Annotated in this window: 19 protein-coding genes; 3 read left to right on the forward strand and 16 right to left on the reverse strand. The window is 54.2% G+C overall.

Features of this window, described 5'->3' with window-relative positions:
* Position 1: 1 nt before the first annotated feature.
* The 5 genes from ACCW76_RS00585 to rluF form a co-directional block, all read right to left on the reverse strand.
* Positions 2-1,345, reverse strand: a complete 1,344-nt coding sequence (locus tag ACCW76_RS00585) for an enolase C-terminal domain-like protein (protein ID WP_436337433.1) — start codon at positions 1,343-1,345, stop codon at positions 2-4.
* Entirely contained in the window at positions 1,323-2,678 is a 1,356-nt protein-coding gene (locus ACCW76_RS00590) for an MFS transporter (protein ID WP_436337434.1), read from the reverse strand. Before ACCW76_RS00590 ends, ACCW76_RS00585 begins: the two co-directional genes overlap by 23 nt.
* 203 nt (positions 2,679-2,881) lie before the next feature.
* Positions 2,882-3,136 (reverse strand): helix-turn-helix transcriptional regulator, encoded by a 255-nt coding sequence (locus tag ACCW76_RS00595; protein WP_436337435.1) that lies wholly within the window; start codon positions 3,134-3,136, stop codon positions 2,882-2,884.
* A gap of 189 nt (positions 3,137-3,325) precedes the next feature.
* On the reverse strand, positions 3,326-3,475 hold the full coding sequence (locus ACCW76_RS00600; protein WP_436337436.1) for a hypothetical protein: 150 nt from the start codon (positions 3,473-3,475) through the stop codon (positions 3,326-3,328).
* Positions 3,476-3,583: 108 nt separating this feature from the next.
* Complete coding sequence (gene rluF, locus ACCW76_RS00605; RefSeq protein WP_436337437.1) at positions 3,584-4,465, reverse strand: 23S rRNA pseudouridine(2604) synthase RluF; 882 nt, start codon at positions 4,463-4,465, stop codon at positions 3,584-3,586.
* Between the two features lie 190 nt (positions 4,466-4,655).
* On the opposite strand from rluF, the gene ACCW76_RS00610 reads away from it, so the two are divergent.
* Complete coding sequence (locus ACCW76_RS00610) at positions 4,656-5,402, forward strand: HPP family protein (RefSeq protein WP_436337438.1); 747 nt, start codon at positions 4,656-4,658, stop codon at positions 5,400-5,402.
* Positions 5,403-5,437: 35 nt separating this feature from the next.
* Here ACCW76_RS00610 and ACCW76_RS00615 read toward each other — a convergent pair whose 3' ends face one another.
* The 11 genes from ACCW76_RS00615 to ACCW76_RS00665 form a co-directional block, all read right to left on the reverse strand.
* Entirely contained in the window at positions 5,438-6,349 is a 912-nt protein-coding gene (locus tag ACCW76_RS00615) for a metallophosphoesterase (RefSeq protein WP_436337439.1), read from the reverse strand.
* A gap of 12 nt (positions 6,350-6,361) precedes the next feature.
* On the reverse strand, positions 6,362-7,180 hold the full coding sequence (locus ACCW76_RS00620; protein WP_436337440.1) for a carbohydrate ABC transporter permease: 819 nt from the start codon (positions 7,178-7,180) through the stop codon (positions 6,362-6,364).
* Positions 7,177-8,088 (reverse strand): carbohydrate ABC transporter permease, encoded by a 912-nt coding sequence (locus ACCW76_RS00625; protein WP_436337441.1) that lies wholly within the window; start codon positions 8,086-8,088, stop codon positions 7,177-7,179. Before ACCW76_RS00625 ends, ACCW76_RS00620 begins: the two co-directional genes overlap by 4 nt.
* Before the next feature lie 10 nt (positions 8,089-8,098).
* A complete protein-coding gene (locus ACCW76_RS00630) occupies positions 8,099-9,376 on the reverse strand; it encodes an ABC transporter substrate-binding protein (RefSeq protein WP_436337442.1) in 1,278 nt (425 codons plus the stop codon).
* A gap of 27 nt (positions 9,377-9,403) precedes the next feature.
* Complete coding sequence (locus ACCW76_RS00635; RefSeq protein ID WP_436337443.1) at positions 9,404-10,507, reverse strand: ABC transporter ATP-binding protein; 1,104 nt, start codon at positions 10,505-10,507, stop codon at positions 9,404-9,406.
* Between the two features lie 214 nt (positions 10,508-10,721).
* The gene (locus ACCW76_RS00640) at positions 10,722-11,687 is read right to left on the reverse strand and encodes a sugar-binding transcriptional regulator (protein WP_038647033.1); all 966 of its coding nucleotides are present in this window, start codon (positions 11,685-11,687) and stop codon (positions 10,722-10,724) included.
* A 107-nt stretch (positions 11,688-11,794) separates the two neighbouring features.
* Positions 11,795-12,652: a phosphogluconate dehydrogenase C-terminal domain-containing protein gene (locus ACCW76_RS00645; RefSeq protein ID WP_034823572.1), complete on the reverse strand. Its 858-nt coding sequence runs from the start codon at positions 12,650-12,652 to the stop codon at positions 11,795-11,797.
* Entirely contained in the window at positions 12,649-13,467 is an 819-nt protein-coding gene (locus tag ACCW76_RS00650; protein WP_436337444.1) for a sugar phosphate isomerase/epimerase family protein, read from the reverse strand. Before ACCW76_RS00650 ends, ACCW76_RS00645 begins: the two co-directional genes overlap by 4 nt.
* A complete protein-coding gene (locus ACCW76_RS00655) occupies positions 13,467-14,240 on the reverse strand; it encodes a triose-phosphate isomerase family protein (protein WP_045833428.1) in 774 nt (257 codons plus the stop codon). The genes ACCW76_RS00650 and ACCW76_RS00655 overlap by 1 nt, the downstream gene beginning before the upstream one ends.
* A 2-nt stretch (positions 14,241-14,242) precedes the next feature.
* The gene (locus tag ACCW76_RS00660; protein WP_436337445.1) at positions 14,243-15,988 is read right to left on the reverse strand and encodes a dihydroxyacetone kinase family protein; all 1,746 of its coding nucleotides are present in this window, start codon (positions 15,986-15,988) and stop codon (positions 14,243-14,245) included.
* Position 15,989: 1 nt separating this feature from the next.
* Positions 15,990-17,324, reverse strand: a complete 1,335-nt coding sequence (locus ACCW76_RS00665) for an MFS transporter (protein WP_038647041.1) — start codon at positions 17,322-17,324, stop codon at positions 15,990-15,992.
* Between the two features lie 443 nt (positions 17,325-17,767).
* Between ACCW76_RS00665 and ACCW76_RS00670 the strand changes: the two genes are divergently transcribed.
* Both ACCW76_RS00670 and tkt read left to right on the forward strand, forming a co-directional pair.
* Positions 17,768-18,226: an RpiB/LacA/LacB family sugar-phosphate isomerase gene (locus ACCW76_RS00670; protein WP_038647043.1), complete on the forward strand. Its 459-nt coding sequence runs from the start codon at positions 17,768-17,770 to the stop codon at positions 18,224-18,226.
* Between the two features lie 29 nt (positions 18,227-18,255).
* Positions 18,256-20,247 carry a transketolase gene (tkt, locus tag ACCW76_RS00675; protein WP_436337446.1) on the forward strand — a complete coding sequence of 664 codons (1,992 nt, stop codon included), beginning with the start codon at positions 18,256-18,258 and terminating at the stop codon, positions 20,245-20,247.
* Positions 20,248-20,475: the final 228 nt, after the last annotated feature.

Raw genomic sequence — 20,475 nt, forward strand, 5'->3', positions numbered from 1 at the left:
CTCAGCGAACCAGAGCCGGACGTTTTGCGTCAAAACGCCAGTTATCAATCAAAAACTGCATGCCAAGTGCATCGTTGCGGTTCTTATCAGGCAGTGCGTTGTAGAGTGCGTGCGCCTGTTCGACGCGCTCCATATTCAGTTCGATGCCCAATCCTGGGCCTGGCGGCAGCTCCAGGTAGCCATCACGGATTTGCGGTGGCTGGTGGCTGAGTTGCTGGCCATCTTGCCATATCCAGTGTGTATCGAAGGCGGTCTGACGATCGCCAGGCGCTGCGGCACCAAGATGGGCCACCATCGCCAGGGAAACATCAAAGTGATTATTGGAATGGCAACCGGTGGTGAGGCCCCATTCGTTACACAGTTGTGCGACGACGTTAGCGTTGCGCATCGTCCAGAAATGGGGATCGGCAAGCGGGATGTCGATGGCGTTGAGCTGCAGAGCATGCTGCAACTGCCGCCAGTCATTGGCGATCATATTGGTCGCCACCGGCACGCCAGTGGCGCGACGGAACTCGGCTAGCGTTTCACGCCCGGAATACCCCTGCTCTGCGCCACAAGGATCTTCCAGATACGGCACTTTGCCTGCCAACTGCTTACCAAAGCGAATCGCTTCATCCAGCGACCAACTGGCATTCGGGTCCACGGTGACGCGAGATTGTGGATACCGCGCCAGCAAGGCCTCCACGGTTTCGACTTCTTGCTCGCCATGCAGGACGCCGCCTTTTAGCTTGAAGTCACGAAAGCCATATTGTTCTTCTGCGGCTTCTGCGAGCCGCACCACTGCTGCACTGTCCATTGCCGGTTGATGACGTAACCGGAACCAGCCATCTGCTTCGTCATCACCCGAACGGTAGCGCATATTCGTGCGTTGACGGTCAGCGATATAAAACAGATAGCCCAACACCGGAATGCGCTCCCGCTGTTTACCACTGGCGAGCAGTTCTGCCACGGGCAGGTCGAGGAATTTACCCTGCAGATCGAGCAACGCTGCCTCAATGGCCGCTGCCGCGTTGTAAAACTTCTCTGGGTTCATCTGCGGAATATGAATGTCGTTGGTGTGCGAAGTCTGCTGCTGCCGCGTGTCGCTGGCAAAGAGTTGACTGAGCGTGGCGTTAGCGCGCATCAGCGAGCTGCCAATGATCAGAGGGCGAAACAGTTCCAGCAGTTGCAACGTTGAAGCGTGGCACGGTGTTTCCCCCACGCCGCTGTTGCCCGCTGAATCAGTCAATAGCACCAGAATACGGGTGAAGTAGCAGTTATGCGCCCCGCCGATGTTCAGCAGCATGCTGTCGTATCCGGCAACCGGAACGATGCGCATTGATTTAATGACTGGTGTGTCGGACATGGTTTCTCTCCGTGTGACCGAATGCAGGGGGAACAGGTTTACGACGCAGCAGCAGCCAGACACCGGTGATAACCGACACGCTGGTCAGCGCATACAGTCCACCGGTGGTGCTGCCGGTATGAAGTTCAAGATAGCCAAACACGGTGGGGGCAAAGAAGCCGCCGAGGTTACCGATTGAGTTGATCAGGGCAATGCCGGGCGCGGCGATTGAAGCAGGCAATTCGCTTTGCGGCATCGGCCAGAAAAAGGCCGCGCTGACTTTCGAGCCAATACAGGCAACGATCATCGCGACAAACCCAAACCAGGGTGTCCCGGTGGTCGCCATAAAGGTGCCGCACGCGGCAATCAGCATGGCAATGCCCAGCCCTTTGTCCAGCTTATTGCGATAGCGATCGGTGGTTTTACCCAGCAGGAACAAGGCCACAATGGCACATAACCAGGGAACGGCGGTCAGCAAACCAATCTCAAAACTGTTGTAACCCTGAATGCGCTGGATAATTTGCGGTAGCCAGAACACCAGGGTGTAACCGGTCATGGTCATGGTGAAAAAAATCAGGCAATAGAACAGCAAGCTGCGATCGCGCAATAAACCCCAGCGGCCATACTCTTTAACATGTACGTCACGTGCTGCGTCTTCTAACGCTAACTGTGCTTGCAGCGCACGTTGCTCTGCTGGGTTAAGCCATTTGGCATCCTGAGGTTTTGAGACCAGTACCAGCGCGGCCAGCAAACCAATCACCATGGAGCCGCCTCCTTCCAGGAACATCACCCATTTCCAACCGGCAAGCCCATTCACTTCATGCAGCAGCAGAATCGCGCCGGTCAGCGGACCGGAAAACAAGAAGGCGCTAGCGGTGGCACTCAACACCATCGCGGTGGCACGACCTCGCCATGCGTTAGGCACCCACTGGCGGAAATAGAACAGCACGCCAGGAAAGAACCCGGCTTCTGCCACGCCTAATAAAAATCGCAGAACGTAGAAGTGCAGCGGTGTACTCACAAAACCGGTTAACACCACCACGATGCCCCAGGTGATCATGATGCGCGTCAGCCACACGCGAGCCCCGAGCTTTTTTAACATCATATTGCTGGGGACTTCGAACAGCGCGTAGCCAATAAAGAACAGGCCGGCGCCCAGACCAAATGCAGCAGCACTGATACCCGCATCAGTTTGTAATTCAGCTTTGACGAATCCGATGTTGGCTCGGTCGATCTGGTTAACAATCAGCATCAGCGCCAGCATTGGAATGATACGGCGGAAAAACTTAGCGATTGCGGAAGCGATATGCGCGTCGTGATCTGCTGCTAAATCATAAGATTGTTGAACCGTCATGCGTCACCTATTGGGTTAATAGCATCGCTATAGGTATACGCAGTCGATTAAAGAGCGGTTATGTGAGAATGCCCGAGACCGTTTGTGCAAATGTTGAAGGGGGTTTTATGTTCAATGCGTTAGCGGTTTTCCCAGCGTAAAGTTTTGTGTGGGTTTGTGCGCTGGCTCACTGGGAAGGTAGCGGCTTTGCCAGTTGGTTAAAATCAGTCATCGTTAAACAGCGCCTCCAGTTCATCCAGTTGCGGTATGCCCGCTGACTGCACGGAAAGTTTTAATTCCAGCGCATTGAGATACAACGTCAATACTTTGAGCGACCCTGAATAAAGGCCGTTCTCAATCTGTGAGATCACTGTGCGGTGAACACCTGAATGTAAGGCTGCAGTGGCTTGCGTCCACCTTTTCGCTTTACGTTTTCCTGGCACTTTATGCCGATATCTTGCATGCCGGGCAGCATACACCTCCAGATGTTGCTATATAGCAACATTCATATGAAAAAGACCTGATTGTTATCATATAGCAACATTTTAAAATTGCGACAAACTCTTATGAAGGGCAAAAACTTTGGTAAAACCGTGGTCAAAGTGGCTGAAGAAGAGTGATGGGGGTCCGGTTATTCTGAACATTCAATAACCGGCTTAATAGCGGCGCTATCTCTGTTTAACCTGCGGCAGCAAGAGTTCCGTCAAAATTTTATGACGCTGCGTTTTGGTCAGCCAAAACATGCGTGGAACCCATGCCGGACGCGGCTGAGTTACATAGAGATGCTGCATTTCATATAACCAGTTTGCGTTGTTCATTGTTCCCTCCTTTGTTAAGAAAAGTATGGAGGGATAAACACGGAACAAATAGTGAGAAGATTATAAAATTTGTTCCGGGTTTAATCAGTGATGGCGAAGCAATGGCGATTAGCGCCCTTTCTTCTTCCTGCCAGGCTGTGTGAAACGCTGACGACCTGCGGGTTTAGCTGCGGATTTCTCTGGAATCTTTGCACCGTTCGATGCGACTTTTTTCCCCGCTGTTGCCGGTTTCTTTTTCGCCTGGCTTTGCTGCGTTTTTTGGTCTTCGGATGAAGAATCCTCGATCAAGTTAAACAACTCAATCAATTCGTCATCGGTAAAATCACGCCATTCGCCCAGCGGGATGCCTTTCAGGCTGACATTCATAATGCGGGTACGTTCAAGCTTGGTGACTTCAAAGCCAAAATGCTTGGTCATACGACGAATCTGGCGGTTTAACCCTTGAACCAGGATGATACGAAACACAAAGGTCGACTCTTTCTTCACTTTGCATTTTTTGGTCACGGTACCCAGCATCGGCACACCCGCCGCCATTCCGGCGATAAACTCGTCGGTGATCGGCTTATCCACGGTCACCACATACTCTTTCTCGTGGTTGTTACCGGCGCGCAGGATCTTATTGACCAGGTCACCGTGGTTGGTGAGGAAAATCAGACCCTGTGAGTCTTTATCCAGACGGCCGATCGGGAACACGCGTTTACTATGGTTAACAAAATCACCGATGTTATCACGCTCACCCTCTTCCATCGTGGTAATAATGCCCACGGGCTTGTTGAGCGCAATCAGCACTAAATCTTCTTCGTTACGCGGCTCGATCAACTGCCCATTCACTTTCACTTCATCCCCGGCAAAGACCTGTGCGCCAACGGTCGCGCGCTTGCCGTTAATAAAAACGTTGCCTTGCTCTATGTAACGATCGGCATCACGTCGTGAGCAGATTCCGCTCTCGCTAATGTATTTGTTCAGGCGCGTGGATGAGTTGGGCAGCATGGTTCCTCCGAAAAAAAACGGACTATACAACAACCTTAGACGTTGTGTAAGACACGGTTAAACATCATTGTTCTAGCTTGTAACCTCATCACCGTTTGGTAACAGCACACTAACATTGTGGTTGTTCCTCAGGAATCGATCAGCGACAATCGCCATCCATCGCGTTTTCTTATGACAGAGTATGACCTTCATGACACACCTGCGTCGCGCCAGCTGGATAACATCGCTGCGGACTTTCCTTGCCCGTCTTTGGCCGCATCCGTTACCGGTCGCCAAAAAACAGAGAGTGATGGCCAGCATCGGTGCGGGCCTCGGCCTGATGATCACCAGCCTGACCAGCCATTGGCTGCTTGGTGAGGTCAACTTATGGTTTGTGGCACCGATGGGGGCGTCTGCAGTGCTGCTTTTCGGCTTACCGAATAGTCCGTTGGCGCAACCCTGGTCGATTGTTGGCGGGAATCTGGTCGCAGGCGTGATAGGCGTGACAACCGCGATGTATGTGCCCTATCCCGCAGTCGCTTGCGGCATTGCGGCTTGTCTCGCCATTGCCGTGATGTTTCAGCTGCGCTGCTTGCATCCTCCCAGCGGGGCGGTGGCGCTGACAGCGATTCTGGGCGGCAGTGGCGTTCAGCAACTGGGATATCAGTTTATTCTCTCTCCCGTGCTGCTGAATTCCGTGTGTCTTGCTGTATTGGCAATCATTTTTAATAATCTTGCGGGTCGCCGCTACCCGCACCCGCTGGCTGCAAACGAACCTAAAACGAATTCAGTGGCGCTTGAAGTGCCAATCACTCGCGATGATCTGCATCAGGCACTGGAGAACGGCCAGCTTCTCGACATTGACGAGGATGATTTGCAGCAGTTGTTACAGCGCGCTGAAGAAATTGCACGTCGTCGGCAACAGTTATCGCCACAGCCCCTGAAGCGCGCCAGTTAGATAGCAGGCGATATGAGCCTCGCCTGCTGACCGCATTAACACAGACCTCGGCTTATCTCCCCGCCGAAGCCGTGAATCCTTACACCATTATCATCCACTTCGACCACCGCAAAGGGCACTTCGCTTGGACCATCGAGCATGCCCTTCATGGTATAAAACCCTCTTTGACCGATGTATGCAGCGTTGCCGCGGTGGTCATGTCCTGAGAAGCAAAACTGTATGTTGTAACTAGATAGAAGATCCACCAGCACACTGGCGTTCATCAGTATATGCGTGGTGTGAGGCGCCAGCGGGTAATGACCAAACACCCCCACTTTCTCACCCCGTTGCTGAGCTTCAATCAATTGCCGTTCAATCCAGTTCAGCTGCTGCTGCCCTACGGCACCGTTCCATGGCTGAGCCTGCGGCTGTCGCTGCGCCTTTAATTCCGCCAGCAGGTTCTCCGCCTGGTAGTAGTCGTCACCATTCTGCGCATTGCAGTACAAACTGACATCGTTACCGTCATAAACGATAAACCGCCACCCCGCTAAACGAAACGCGTAATAACTTTTGGGGAGTGCCGCACGATTATTCAGATGCTGAGCAAGGGTTTGCGCATCATGGTTCCCCAACACCACCGCATGCGGATGCACCAGCTGGTCATACAGCGGCAGAATGGCGGCATAGCTGGCCCAATCGCGGTCAACCAAATCCCCCAGCGTGACAACAAAATCCAGCGGCTGCTGATTCAGGGCTTCAATTGCCTGCGGTAACTTATCAAGAGCATGACGGTAGTAGAGGTTATTTTCGATATCAGCTTCGACATCGGCGTACTGCGGGTCAGCAATCACACCGAAACGCAGCACGTTATCTCTCATCGCAGGACGTAAATCAGGCAAAGCATAAAGTTCGGCCACATCGCCGAGGAGTTCTCGCTGCAAGGATGTCAATGGATGCGGATGAGTCACGGAAAACACTCCTTAGCGAATACCAGCACGCATGAACGACTGAATAAACTGGCGCTGGAAAATCAGGAACAGCACCAGTAACGGCAAGGTGGTCATCAAGGTAGCGGCACCAATGAGCGCCCACTGTACGCCCTGCTCTGGCGCCGAGAACAATTGCAATCCGACGGTGAGCGGTCTTACGTTGACGGAATCGGTAATCACCAGCGGCCACAGGAAATCATTCCAGTGGAAGCTAATCGACACCAGGGCAAACGCGATGTAGATCGGCCGGGCTAGCGGGATGTATATCTTACGTAAGATATAAAAACGGCTGGCGCCCTCGACAATAGCGGCCTCTTCCAGCACCAGCGGGATGCTTTTAAACGTCTGACGCAGCAGAAAAATGGCAAAAGCAGAGGCGAAATACGGCAATGCTATCCCCGTTAAGGTATCGCGCAGCCCAAACGCACCGATGGTTTTGTAATTGTTCAAAATCAAAACATCCGGGCTAATCATCAATTGCAGCAGGATCAGCGCGAAGATAACCCCTGAGAATTTCATTTTGAAACGCACCAGCGCATAGGCCGCCATGGTCGCCAAAATCAACTGCACCACCACAATCATCAGCACCAGCAACGTGGTATTGAGGAAGTAGCGGGCAAAAGGCGCGGCATGCCAGGCCTTGATAAAATTATCGAAGGTCAGCGGCGAGAAAAGCGAAAAACTGGCCTGATCGGATGCTGGATGGATCGCCACCCACAGTGCCACCAGAATCGGCAGCAGCCACAGCAGCGCCGCCAGCCAGATGGTGAGATTCAGACACCAGCCACCCAACAAGTTCGTCTTATTCATTGATAATGGGCTCGCTTGTCCAGCAACGTAAATTTGATCAGCGCAATCGCCGCGAGGATCACCAACAACACCACGGTCATGGCCGCAGCAGCAGGCATATCCCAGAAACTGAATGCGGTGCGATAGATATAGAACAACAGCAGACTACTACTGTTGTTGGGGCCTCCGTTGGTCATGGCAATCACCTGATCGACAATGCGGAAGGCGTTCATCGAAGCATTGATCAACACAAATAGCGTCGTTGGCATCAACAGTGGCCATTGCACACGACGGAAAAAGTAGCCGCGTGAAGCTCCTTCAATCGCTGCCGCTTCATTGAGGCGGGGATCGATCTGCTGCAAGGCAGCCAGATAGAAGATCATAAAGAAGCCCGCTTCACGCCAGACAGAAACCGCCATCAGGCAATAGAGGGAGGTGCCCGGCTCACCGAGCCAGTTCACAGCAGGCAGCGAGAACAGCGCCAGCAACTTATTCAACAGCCCCAGCTGCGGAGTGTAGAAAAACAGCCACAGATTGGCGATGGCAATCATGGGGAGCAATGATGGGATAAAAAACGCCGCGCGGACCAGCGAATTCGCTGCCAATCGTCGGTTCACGGCCAGCGCCATCATCAAAGCCAGCGTGACGGCCAGTGGAATTGTGATCAGTGCATACAACACGTTGTTCCAGAGCGATTGGATGAAAATATCGTCATCCAACAACGCCATGTAATTATCCAGCCCAACAAAGTGGGCCGGATGATTATTACGGGAAGCGCTGAACAGACTCTCCCAGATCGTCGCCACCGCGGGATAATGCGTAAACAGCAGTAAAAAACTGAGTGCTGGCAAAATCAGCAGGTAACCATAAAGCTGCGTCGACCAGAATGCGGGACGACGCTGCGGCGTACTGGCAATTATCGTGCTCATCGCGCTTCCGTTACTGGTAGGACTTTAACAGGCGATCCGCTTGCTTCTGCGCACCCTCAAGCGCTTCTGCCGGGGTTTTTGCCTGGGTCACCGCAGCTTCGACAGCATGGTTCAACGCATCCTGAATCTGTACGCTGTTGTAGGTCGAGAGTTCTGGCTGGGCATACTTCAACTGCTCACGGGCGACCAGCGCCTGAGGGACCTCTTTTACGTAGTCTTTCATCACCGTGGTATCCCATGCCGCTGGAGACGTCGCCACATAGCCGGTCGCGATACTCCAGCGCGCGGCCTGCTCCGGTGACGTCACCCAACGGATAAATTCCATCGCGGCCTTTTGCTGCTCCGGTGAAGCATTTTTGAAGACATAGAGGTTACCGCCGCCCGTTGGGCTGCCACGCTGAGTCTTCTCTGGCAGCATTGCCACACCAAACGGGAATTTGGCGTTATCGCGCACGTTGGTCAGGTTACCGGTGGTGGTCACCATCATGGCGGTTTTACCGCTGATAAAGTCCTGTGGTGTGGTACCCCAGGCGATGGCGCCTTTCGGTGACACTTCTTCTTTCTGCCCAAGGTCGGTCAGCCATTGCAGTGTCTCAACGTTACCTGGCGTGTTGAAATGCACGGCCGTGCCTTTACCGTTATCCAGACGGCCGCCATTGGTGGCAGACAATCCCTGGAAGTTCCAGTAGCCGTTAGGCGTTGACGGAATCTCAATCCCCCATTGGCTGACACCATTGGCATCTTTGATGGTCAGTTTTTTACTGAACTCGACCACTTGCTGCCAGTTAGCCGGCGGCGTGTCGCCATTCAGCCCCGCTTTTTCGAATGCTTGTTTATTCCAGTACATCACCACGGTAGAGCGCTGGAACGGTACGCCCCACACTTTGCCGTCAATGTGACGCAGGAAGGCAGGATAAAAACCGTCGATCCATTTTTTGCCTTCATCACCTGTTGCCAGATCGCTGGCGGCGACAATCGCGCCCGCATCAATCAGGGAATAAGCCTCAATGTCACCAATGACCGCCAGCTGCGGTGCATTGCCGCCACGGAACGCCGTCAGGGCTTTGGTGACCGTTGTCGCATAATCACCGGTGTACACTGGCTGAATGCTCACTTCCGGATGCACTTTTTCGAAATCAGTCACCAGCGCGTCAACGGTGTGGCTGACTTTGCCACCAACCGCGATCGGATAGTACATCTGCAATTTAACCGGATCGGCGGCAAAAGCGGAAACCGAAGTACAGAGCAGTAAAGCAGAGGCCAGGCGTGAGTAACGAATCGCAGACATGATTATCCCTTGGGCGAAAAACAACGGTTAAACAGCGTATTTTTTCTGTGAAACAAACATCTGTTGCTCGGCAGACAAACAGCGCTTGCCGGTCGTGGTGGAGAACAGATATTGACGGGTTGCGGACCACTGCAAGCCGACCTGGCTGTCCTCGACAAAATGCTGCATGCCGGGCACTTTCACGGTGATGGCATCGGCCAGGCCCGCGAGTTGGCACACCAGCAAGGTATCAGCACCCATGTATTCGTAGCTGATCGCCCGGGCTTTAAGCGCCGCGTGTTCAGGTGAAATCAGCTGAATATCTTCCGCTCGTAAACCGAGACTCAATGCCACCTCATCGCAATGCTCAACCACCGGCGCCTGTAAGTGGCTCAGGTAATGACGGTTCTCTTTGTTGTGCAACGGCAGGATATTCATGGGTGGCGCGCCGATAAACTGCGCGGCAAAAACCGTGGCGGGGTTGTTATAAAGATCGTTCGGTGTGCCTTGCTGCTCGATATGGCCGTCATTCAGCAGAATAATACTGTCCGCCATGCTCATCGCTTCGGTCTGATCGTGCGTGACATACAGCATGGTGAGCCCCAGTTTCTTCTGTAAGGCACGAATCTCACGGCGCATGCTTTGGCGCAGTTTGGCATCAAGGTTGGACAGGGGTTCATCCATCAAACACAGGTTGTTATTGGCGATAACCGCCCTTCCCAACGCCACACGTTGCTGTTGGCCCCCCGAGAGCTGAGATGGCAGGCGATCAAGCAACTTATCCAGTTCCATCAGCTTGCTGACGTCATCCAGTCGGCTCGCAAATGTCTGTTTGTCTTCCCCACGTGCTTTTAAGCCAAACAGCAGATTCTCGCGGACATTCAGATGTGGAAAAAGTGCATAGGATTGAAAAACCATCGAGAGTTTGCGCTGCGAGGGTGGCAAATGGGTGATATCGGTGTGTTTGAAGTGGATCTCGCCGCGATCGGCGGTTTCCAGCCCGGCAATGGTGCGCAGTAGTGTGGATTTTCCACAGCCTGATGGCCCAAGCAGCGCAACAAAGCTCCCTTCTGCGGCATCAAAGGTAATGTCATTGAGGGCAATTTTTTCCCCCCAGGCTTTAGTGATGTGATGTAGCGAAAGGTGGCTCATGCATCCGCAGTCCTGAAAACAGAATGGCGGTAAGCTAGCTCAGGGAAATGAAGGATTTATGTTGCTGGGGTGACGGTTGGGTGACTGAAATAAATCTCAGATAACATGACAGTAAAGGAGTGTTAGCTGAGAATGGGCGTAATAGTATGCGCAGTGAGAAAATTGGAGGGTGATAAAAGAGCGACACCGCGTGGTGCCGCCATGAAATAATACCCTACTGCGACATACTCAAAATCGTCCGAATATTTTGTGCTGTCGTCGCCACAATATCGATGGCACCCGTGCGCAATGCACCGAGAATGGCCATGGCTTTAGTATTTTCTGAAGCAATAGCGATCACGCAGGGGATCTTACGTAATTCTTCGATGCTGAGGCCAATCACGCGGTCATTCATCACCGTATCCACGTGTTGCCCCTGGGCATTGAAGAAGTCGTAACCGGCAACATCACCGGTGACGCCCTGATTCACATGCGCGTCGATGATCTCATGCGGCGTAAACCAGCCGAGTTTCACCATATAACTGTTTTCATTCATATCACCGATGCCCACTATCGCCACATCGGCCTTACGTGCCCGGTCCAGCGTCTCTTTGATGGTGCCGTTTTGCATAAAGGCGTCACGGAGTGCGCGGTTCTCAACATAGGCCGGGGCATACAGGGTTTCGCTGATACCGCCAAACTTCTTAGCCAAACGACGGCTGATATGATCGGCGTTAATCGCATCACCGGGACGATGTGTCCCACCGATACCGCTGATAAACAGACAATTACGCGTCGGCACCTGACCGGGATAATCGGCAACAGCGGCGACGTTGCGCCCTTGACCCACAGCGACAATGGCATTGTCTTTTAATGATTGCGCAAGATGGGCTGAAACTAACGCCGCCACCTGACGACGCTGCTCTTCATCGTCCGGCGAATCCAGGGCAATCAGCGCACGTTGTAGTTGGGGGAAACGGCTTTGCAGTTGTTGTTCAAGGCGCGTACTGAACACCGGATGGTAGCGCACATTAATTTCGACGATGCCCTCTTCACGCGCACGTTTGAGCAGTCGGCCAACTTTAATGCGGGATATCCCAAACTTACGCGCAATCTCCTCCTGGGTGATTTCGTCCTGATAATAGGCCACCGCAATTTCTGTCAGCAGCTCGGAGTCCTGAGAAAGCGTGTTTTTTTCCATCCGTTACCTGTCTTGTATCGTGACACCTGATTTAAGGAAGGAGTTATATCATTGATACGACTCGCTTCGCCAGACAGCAGCAAGGCGAGTCGCAGGTTGCATCACGCTTAACGCTTAATGGCGTCGATTTTCAGCATGCGGGCAATGACGATATCCAGCTCTTTCTGATCGAAGATCTGCTTCCAGTCTGGCTTAACAATCTTCTCGCGACCGTATTCCATGGCGATCATACAGGCATCCGAGAACGGGTTGGTGGCGCGGAAGGCCACGGCCAGTGCGATCTGAATATGGCCATACAGCATCGCTTTGGCCGCTTCTTCCGGCACGCCGCTGTGCTTGACGGTCTCATCCAGTGCTTCTTTCATAAAAGCACCCACCATGCAGGCTACGGTTTCCACCAGCGTTGGCTCCAGATAGGCCAGCTGCGTCACCGTGACCCAATGCACTTCCTCTACCGGACCGTACATCACGCTGATGACTTTGCTCAGTTCGGCTTTCTGCGCATCGGAGCCAGTTTCATACGAAGCCGCGACGTGCTGTACAGCCGCGATGCCACCGAAGGCATCCGCGTGCTCTTCTTTGGTGTAGCGCTCCAGGAACACTGACGGATGGCAAGGGTGCGCCACCGCATATTCGATGCCGTCACGATGCGCGATCAGGTTTGCGTAAGCCGCAGCCGGGTCCAGCGTCAGCAGGATCGCACCGGCCTTCATCTGCGGCACCACGCCCTCAGACACTTTGCCCAGAACGATATCCGGTACGGCCAGAATCACTACGTCACTGACCGGCACAACGGAAGCAGCATCAGACAACTCACGGCCTTGCGCCGTCACTTGTTCCTGCGCCTTCGGTGAGTTCTCAACGTAAAACACCTGGTAATCGCTTTTCTGGAAGTTGGCAGAAATGCGCATACCCATTTTGCCGCCTGCGCCAATTACGGTGATGGTTTTCAATGCATTGCTCATTTGTATAACTCCTGATCTTGTTTACTACGTAAGAATTCAACGGTACGGCGCGTCCATTCGGCTTCGCGCTCGCAGGTCAGCACGGCATCGTCCTGCCACGGCAACCAGTGTTCAACGATTTGATTAATCTCTCTTTCTGCCGGGCGCACACTGGCGATCATCCGCTCATAGTCCAGCAGGCCCTCGCCCATCAGGCAGCCGGCAAAGGTAAAGCCGACCCAGCCATCACGACGCGTAAAGGCAAAATCTTTGATGTGCAGGTTACCGACGCGCGCCGCCGTATTGGCGATCACCTGTTCAGGCAATTCCAGCCCTGCTACGCAGTTAGCGGGATCGAGACACACACATAACCACGGCGAGAGGAACTTATTGATCACCGACATCATCGCGCCGCTGTTGACCTGCTCATACGTCTCCAGACACAGACGTACCTGCTGGCGAGCGAAATCAGGCAGCACCGCAGCAATCAATTCTGCGGCTTCATCCAGTGAAGGACGGTGATCGGCGGTGTAAAACATCGAGCGCACGACATGGGCATCGAGAATGTTTGCCATATGCAGATAGCGACGCAGATGGGCGGTGCCCAAGCCGCGTGTACCCAGCTCAAGCGTGATGCCAAGTTTGTCGGCCAGTTGGCGAAGATCCTGCAACTGCTCATCTGACCAACTTTCAATCGCCGGGTAATCACAAATCTGGAACACCGAGATATCCAGTTCGGCGGTCTGCTGCAGCATCTGCTCCAGCGACAGCGGGTTGGGCACTTTGCTGGACATGCGCCAGAAAAAGGCATAAGTACTGAGTCCGATACGGCTCATTAACGGATCTCCTTCGCCAGCACGCTGGCCTCTTCAATGATTTGCGCCAGTGCATTCGGGTCGTGGGCAAAACGGCCCAGGAACAGCCCATGAACGTCAGTCCCCAGACGCTGAATCAGCCCCGGCCCGGCGCTGCCACCATAAATAATTTTCAAGGTGATACCCTCCGGCGTTTTCAGCTGTTGCAGGCCTGAACAGACCGCGCGGATATAGCTATCCGGTGCAGGTTGTGGCGCACCAATCGCCCACTGCGGCTCATAGGCAAAGAACACCTCGCCCTTTAGACCTTGTTGCACTGCATCAGCCAATGCTTCCGCCAGTTGCTGTTCGCACAGTGCGATAGCCTGATCCGGCCCGGCCTGCTGTTCTTCGCCGATACACAGCACCGGTGTTAATCCGTGTCGCAGCGACATCGCCACTTTGGCAGCAATCTGCGCTTTGTCTTCATGGAAGTGGCGACGACGCTCAGCGTGACCGATTTCGGCCAGTGAGCAACCGAGTTCCTGCAACATGCTGGCGCTGACCTCACCGGTCCAGGCGCCGTTCTCAGCCTGACACACATCCTGGCCGCCAAAGCGCACCGGTGTTTTTGCGAAAATGTCAGCCACAGCGGGAATAGCCGGATAAGCGGGCAGTACAAACAACCCAACATCACCGTTTTTCACCGCCGGCAACTGTGCCAATCCGGCGACTTTGCGGCACCAGTCCAGTGTCTGCTGGTAACCGAAATACATTTTCAGGCTGACGCCGAGCCAGATTTTGGGCTGAGACATCATTACGCTCCTTGCTGAGAGGCTTTGTGTTCTTTTAGCAGATCGCCAACGGTATTGACGATCATCGCCAGTGAAATCGCACCCGCATCTGGCGTACCGACACTTTTCTCGGCTAGCGGACGCGCACGACCCATTTTCGGCACCAGCTGAGCGGTGTCTTGTGCGGCCTTATCGGCCACCTGTGCCGCCGCCAACCAGGCCTCAGTCAGTGAAGCACCCTCTGCGACTGCAGCGTTAAGGCTGTCGCTAAACGGCACCAACACATCGACCATGGTTTTGTCGCCTACCTTCGCTTTGCCAAAGTGCATAATGCCCTCTTTGGCTTCACGTACGCCGGCTGCGACGCGTTGCGCATTCGGTGACTGTTGATCGCCAATGGCCGTCCCCAGCGCCGTGAGTGCGACGCCCCACAGTGCACCCGATGTGCCCCCGGCTTTATCTGCCCAGGCATCCGCAGCACGGCACAACAGGCTGCCTGCACCTGCGCCGCGCGTCGCCACTTCACGCGCTTTCTCTACCGCGCCCAGCACGCCACGCTCCATACCGATACCATGATCACCGTCACCGGCCACGGCATCGATATCGCCTAATTTTTCCGCGTTACGCTGTAACAAATCTGCCACTGATTCCAGGATATGTAACACGCGCTGTGCGCTCTGCTGTGACTCTGCAGAAGCCTGCGGCAGTGCTTCTTCCGTGCTCTCTTCACGCTCTTCGGCACTCAACGGTTCCGCGATCAACACGCTACCTTTGCGATAGGCGGGTGCGTTTGCTGGGGCACACCACAGCGTCTCCAGCTCATCATCCAACCACATCAGCGTCAGCGATGCGCCCGCCATATTAAAGCTGGTGACAAACTCGCCGACATCCGGCTGAACCACCTGCAATCCTGCGGCGGCCAGCAGCTGTGCCACGCGGCGATACACCACGAACAACTCTTCATACTTTACGGAACCCAAACCATTGAGGATCACCGCCACGCGCTGGCCCTCAATCTGCCTGACGTCGGCAGGCACTTCGCTCAGCAGACGTTCAACAAACAGCTCGGCCAGTTCGTCGGCACTGGGCACATCGGTTTCACTGATGCCCGGCTCACCGTGGATGCCGAGCCCCAGCGCCATGCGCCCTTTTTCAACTTCAAACAGTGGATGGGTGGCACCCGGCAAGGTACATCCGCCAAATGCCACACCGAAAGTCCGCGTACGATCGTTAGCATGCTGTGACTTCTTAAGCACGGTGGCTAAATCATCGCCCGCTTCCGCCGCTGCACACGCCGCTTTAAACACACATAAATCACCCGCCACACCACGGCGCTTTGCCCGTTCGTCTTTACTGGCGCTGGAGATATCATCCGTCACCGCCAGAATTTCACAGGAAATGCCCTCGGCGCGCAGGCGTTCGCAAGCCTGGCCGAAGTGCAGTACATCACCCGCATAGTTTCCGAACATCAGCAACACGCCCGCGCCGTTATGCGCCGCTCTGGCCACGTTGTAGATCTGCTGAGCAGACGGCGAAGCAAACAGGTTCCCCATAGCTGCGCCGTGTGCCAGACCTTGTCCAACCAACCCGGCGAAGGCCGGATAATGACCGGAACCGCCGCCCACAATCACCGCAACCGTATTAGGTTGGCTGCGCGTGCTGCGCACCACACCACCGGAGACCTGACGAACTTTATCGGCGTTGGCGGCGACAAAGCCTTCAATGAGTTCAGCAGCAAAGGCTGAAGGTTGGTTAAACAGGTACGTCATTTTAGTGCTCCTGTGCGATAGAGGTCGGCTGAGACTGCGGGCGCTGGCGATTCAATAACAGCATAAGGACGGCTGACAGCAGCATGAAGCCACCGACCACAAACATCGGTAACACATAGCTGTTGGTGGCGTCATGCAGTGCGCCAGTGATGTAGCCCGCGGAGAAGCCCGCCACGTTTCCTAAGGTGTTGATAAGTGCGATAGCCGCTGCGGCTGACGCGCCGGTCAGGAACTGCGTTGGCAGCGTCCAGAAGTTAGGCAAGGCAGCAAAGATGGAGCTGGCCGTAATCGCGATCACCATGATGGTGGTGAACGGTGAATCCATATACAGCGCGAGTGGCACGCTGATACCACCGGCCAGCGCTGGAATCGCGATGTGCCAGGTTTTGCAACCACGACGGGTGGCATCTTTTGACCAGAAGTACATCACCACGGCAGCAATCAGGTATGGCACGCCGGTAATCAAGCCCTTCTGCATCACGTTAAAGGTGGTTCCAAACTGCTGCTGGAAGCCGCCGATAATGGTTGGCAGGAAGAAGGCCAGCGCATACAGGCCATAGATAAAGCCGAAGTAGATCAGGCACAGCGTCCACACACGACCGTTGCCCATCACTGAACGCAGGCTGTGTTTCTTATGGCCCTGCTTCTGCTGATGCTCCGCTTCCAGCTCGTTGGTCAGCCAGGTCTTCTCATCTGCGGTTAACCACTTCGCCTGACGCGGTGAGTCCACCAGCCAGAACAGCGCCACGATACCGATCAGAATCGCCGGGATGGAAACACCCAGGAACATCACGCGCCAGCCATCCAGACCAAACAGACCGTGTTGCTCAATCAAACCTGCCGCCAGGGGCGCACCGAATACCACGGTCAGCGGCTGTGCCAGATAGAACAAGGACAGGATTTTGCTGCGATGACGTCCCGGTACCCACATGCTCAGATAAAGAATCGCGCCCGGGAAGAAGCCCGCTTCAGCAATACCCAGCAACAGGCGCAGCGTATACAGGCCTTCGACACTGCTCACCCAGGTGAACAGCAGCGAGACGATACCCCAGCTGATCATGATACGTGCCAGCCAGCGACGTGCGCCGAACTTATGCAACGCCAGGTTGCTCGGCACTTCCAGCAGGATATAACCGATAAAGAAGATGCCGGACGCCAGACCAAACTGCACACCTGTCAGACCGAGGTCCTGAGTCATGCCATTGGGGCCAGCAAAAGAAATTGCGGTGCGGTCAAGGAAGTTAATAAAGAACATCAGTGCTACGAAAGGCACCAGACGCCAGGAGATTTTGCTGATAGCGGATTTCTCAATCGCCGTCATGTTTTGCTGACTCATAACGCACCTCCATGACGTGCGTGGTTAAAACTGTTGTTTGGTGTTGACCAAACGCCAAGGGGGCGCTGGTTGCAGGTGTACTGAGAGGTACGGTGTAAATGACACATGTTCGAGTCCTCGATGGGTCTTCTTGTACATTGGTATCGTTATGCGAACAAATGAACACTACACGTATAAATGCTCATCCCTCAACTGCAATGATTGAAAATGTGAGCCTGCTCATGAGATTTGATTTTGGCCCTGAATCGGAAAAATACGCAGAAATGCGGCGCAATCCGCGTGGCATCAGCCCCTGCTACGGGGCTCATCACCCAAACAGCACACAAAACATATGAACAACCATTGAACATATGATTGTATTTATGGCAGGCTGTCAGTGAACATCTTCTCGCCTACGTAACAAACGTTCAGGCGTCAGAACAAAACCCTGCTGGAGAATGACGATGAAAACAATCGCAATCGGCGCCGATGATGCGGCTATCGAATTGAAAAACATCATTAAAAAACTGCTTGAAGAGAAAGATTACCAGGTGACGGATTACACCAATGACGCGCAAAACGACCGTCCAATGTATCCGGATGTGGCTTTTGCACTGGCGACGGCTATTCAGAAGAATGAATTTGAACGCGGAATTCTGCTATGCGGTACCGGTATCGGCGTAGCCATCGTGGCAAATAAAGTGGAAGGCGTACGTGCGGCACAGTGTCATGACACTTTCTCCGCTGAACGCGCGCGTAAAAGCAACAATGCCCAGATTATGACCATGGGCGCACGCGTTATCGGGCCTGAACTGGCGAAAAATATCGTCAATGCCTGGCTGGCCTCCGAGTTTGAAGGTGGCGGCTCCACCGCCAAAGTCGAGAAGATCGGTTACTACGAACAAGTTTCACATACTAAATAATCACCGACTTCTTACCTCTGGAGAACCTTATGTCAACACGCCGGGAAAGAGCCAACGCCATCCGTGCTTTAAGCATGGATGGCGTACAACAAGCCAAGTCAGGTCATCCGGGTGCCCCCATGGGCATGGCGGATATCGCCGAAGTTTTGTGGCTCGATTTTTTACAGCACAATCCAAACAATCCTAAGTGGGCTAACCGTGACCGCTTCGTCCTGTCGAATGGCCACGGTTCGATGCTGATCTACAGCCTGCTGCACCTGAGCGGATACGACCTGCCACTCAGCGAGCTGAAGAATTTCCGCCAGCTGCATTCAAAAACCCCGGGTCATCCGGAATACGGCTATACACCGGGCGTGGAAACCACCACCGGGCCGCTGGGTCAGGGGATTGCAAATGCAGTGGGCTTCGCGATTGCCGAGCGCACGCTGGCCGCGCAGTTTAACCGACCTGGTCACGACATCGTCGATCACCACACCTATGTGTTTATGGGTGACGGCTGCATGATGGAAGGGATTTCGCACGAAGTCTGCTCGATCGCCGGGACTCTGAAGCTGGGGAAACTGGTGGCCTTCTATGACGACAACGGTATTTCCATCGATGGTCATGTGGATGGCTGGTTCACGGATGATACCGCAGCACGCTTCGAAGCCTACGGCTGGCATGTGGTGCGCGACGTAGATGGTCATGACGGCGAAGCCATCAAGAAAGCGGTTGAAGAAGCCAAAGCGGTTACAGACAAACCTTCCCTGCTGATGTGCAAAACCGTGATTGGTTTTGGCTCACCGAATAAAGCCGGTACCCATGATGTCCATGGCGCACCGTTAGGCGATGACGAAATTGCCCAGACCCGCCAACATCTGGGCTGGCATCACGCGCCGTTCGAAGTCCCTTCGGATATTTATGCCCAGTGGGATGCGAAAGAAGCCGGTCAGGCGAAAGAGTCTGCGTGGGAGGCTAAAGTCGCGGCCTATGCCGAGGCTCACCCTGAGCTGGCGGCGGAATTTAACCGTCGTATCAATGATGCATTACCCGATAACTGGGAAACCGAGTCGCAACAATTTATCCAGCAACTACAGGCTAATCCAGCGAAAATCGCCAGCCGCAAAGCGTCTCAGAATGCGATTGAAGCCTTCGGCAAGATCCTGCCGGAGTATCTGGGGGGATCGGCGGATCTCGCGCCCAGCAACCTGACCATGTGGTCGGGTTCTAAACCCATCAATGAAGATCCTGCCGGTAACTACATTCATTACGGCGTACGCGAATTCGGTATGACCGCCATCGCCAACGGCATCGCGCTGCACGGTGGTTTCCTGCCCTACACCGCAACTTTCCTGATGTTCGTGGAGTATGCACGTAACGCGGCACGTATGGCGGCGTTGATGAAAGTGCGTCAGATCATGGTCTACACCCATGACTCCATCGGCCTGGGCGAAGATGGACCAACGCACCAGCCAGTAGAACAGATGGCCAGCCTGCGCGTGACGCCCAATATGAGTCTGTGGCGTCCGTGTGACCAGGTTGAGTCTGCCGTGGCCTGGAAATACGCTATCGAGCGTGTCAACGGCCCTACCGCGCTGATCTTCTCGCGTCAGAATCTGGCACAGCAGGATCGCAGCGCGGAGCAACTGGCCAACGTAGTGCGCGGTGGTTATGTACTGAAAGACAGTGAAGGTACGCCAGAGCTGATCCTAATCGCCACCGGTTCAGAAGTGGAACTGGCCGTTGCCGCCTACGAGCAGCTGACCCAGGAAGGCCGCAAAGTACGTGTGGTGTCGATGCCCTCTACCGATGCTTTCGACAAGCAGGATGCAGCCTACCGTGAATCAGTATTGCCAAAAGCGGTGGCAGCGCGTGTGGCCATCGAAGCGGGTATCGCAGATTACTGGTTCAAGTACACTGGCCTGAATGGCGCTATCGTGGGCATGACCACCTTCGGTGAATCTGCTCCAGCAGATCTTCTGTTCAAAGCGTTCGGTTTCACCGTTGAGAACGTGGTGAACACCGCGAAATCTCTTCTGTAATCAGCGGTCGCCCGCCGTGGCGGCCCTACAGATGCCGATACCGGGTGCGCATTGCGCACCTGTTTTTTTACACGCTTCTCGCCGTTGACATCAATACATCTCCACACGCCGATTAAAACCTCCCTGCACAAAATTGCGCTAAATCAATCCCCCCTCAAGTAACCTGCAAATCCTCTGGTCAGACAGCTAAATCAAGCCTAGCTTAAAGATGCATTTAAAATACAACTT

It is taken from the genome of Pantoea sp. C8B4 (assembly GCF_051336905.1).
Taxonomy (GTDB): Bacteria; Pseudomonadota; Gammaproteobacteria; order Enterobacterales; family Enterobacteriaceae; genus Pantoea; species Pantoea rwandensis_B.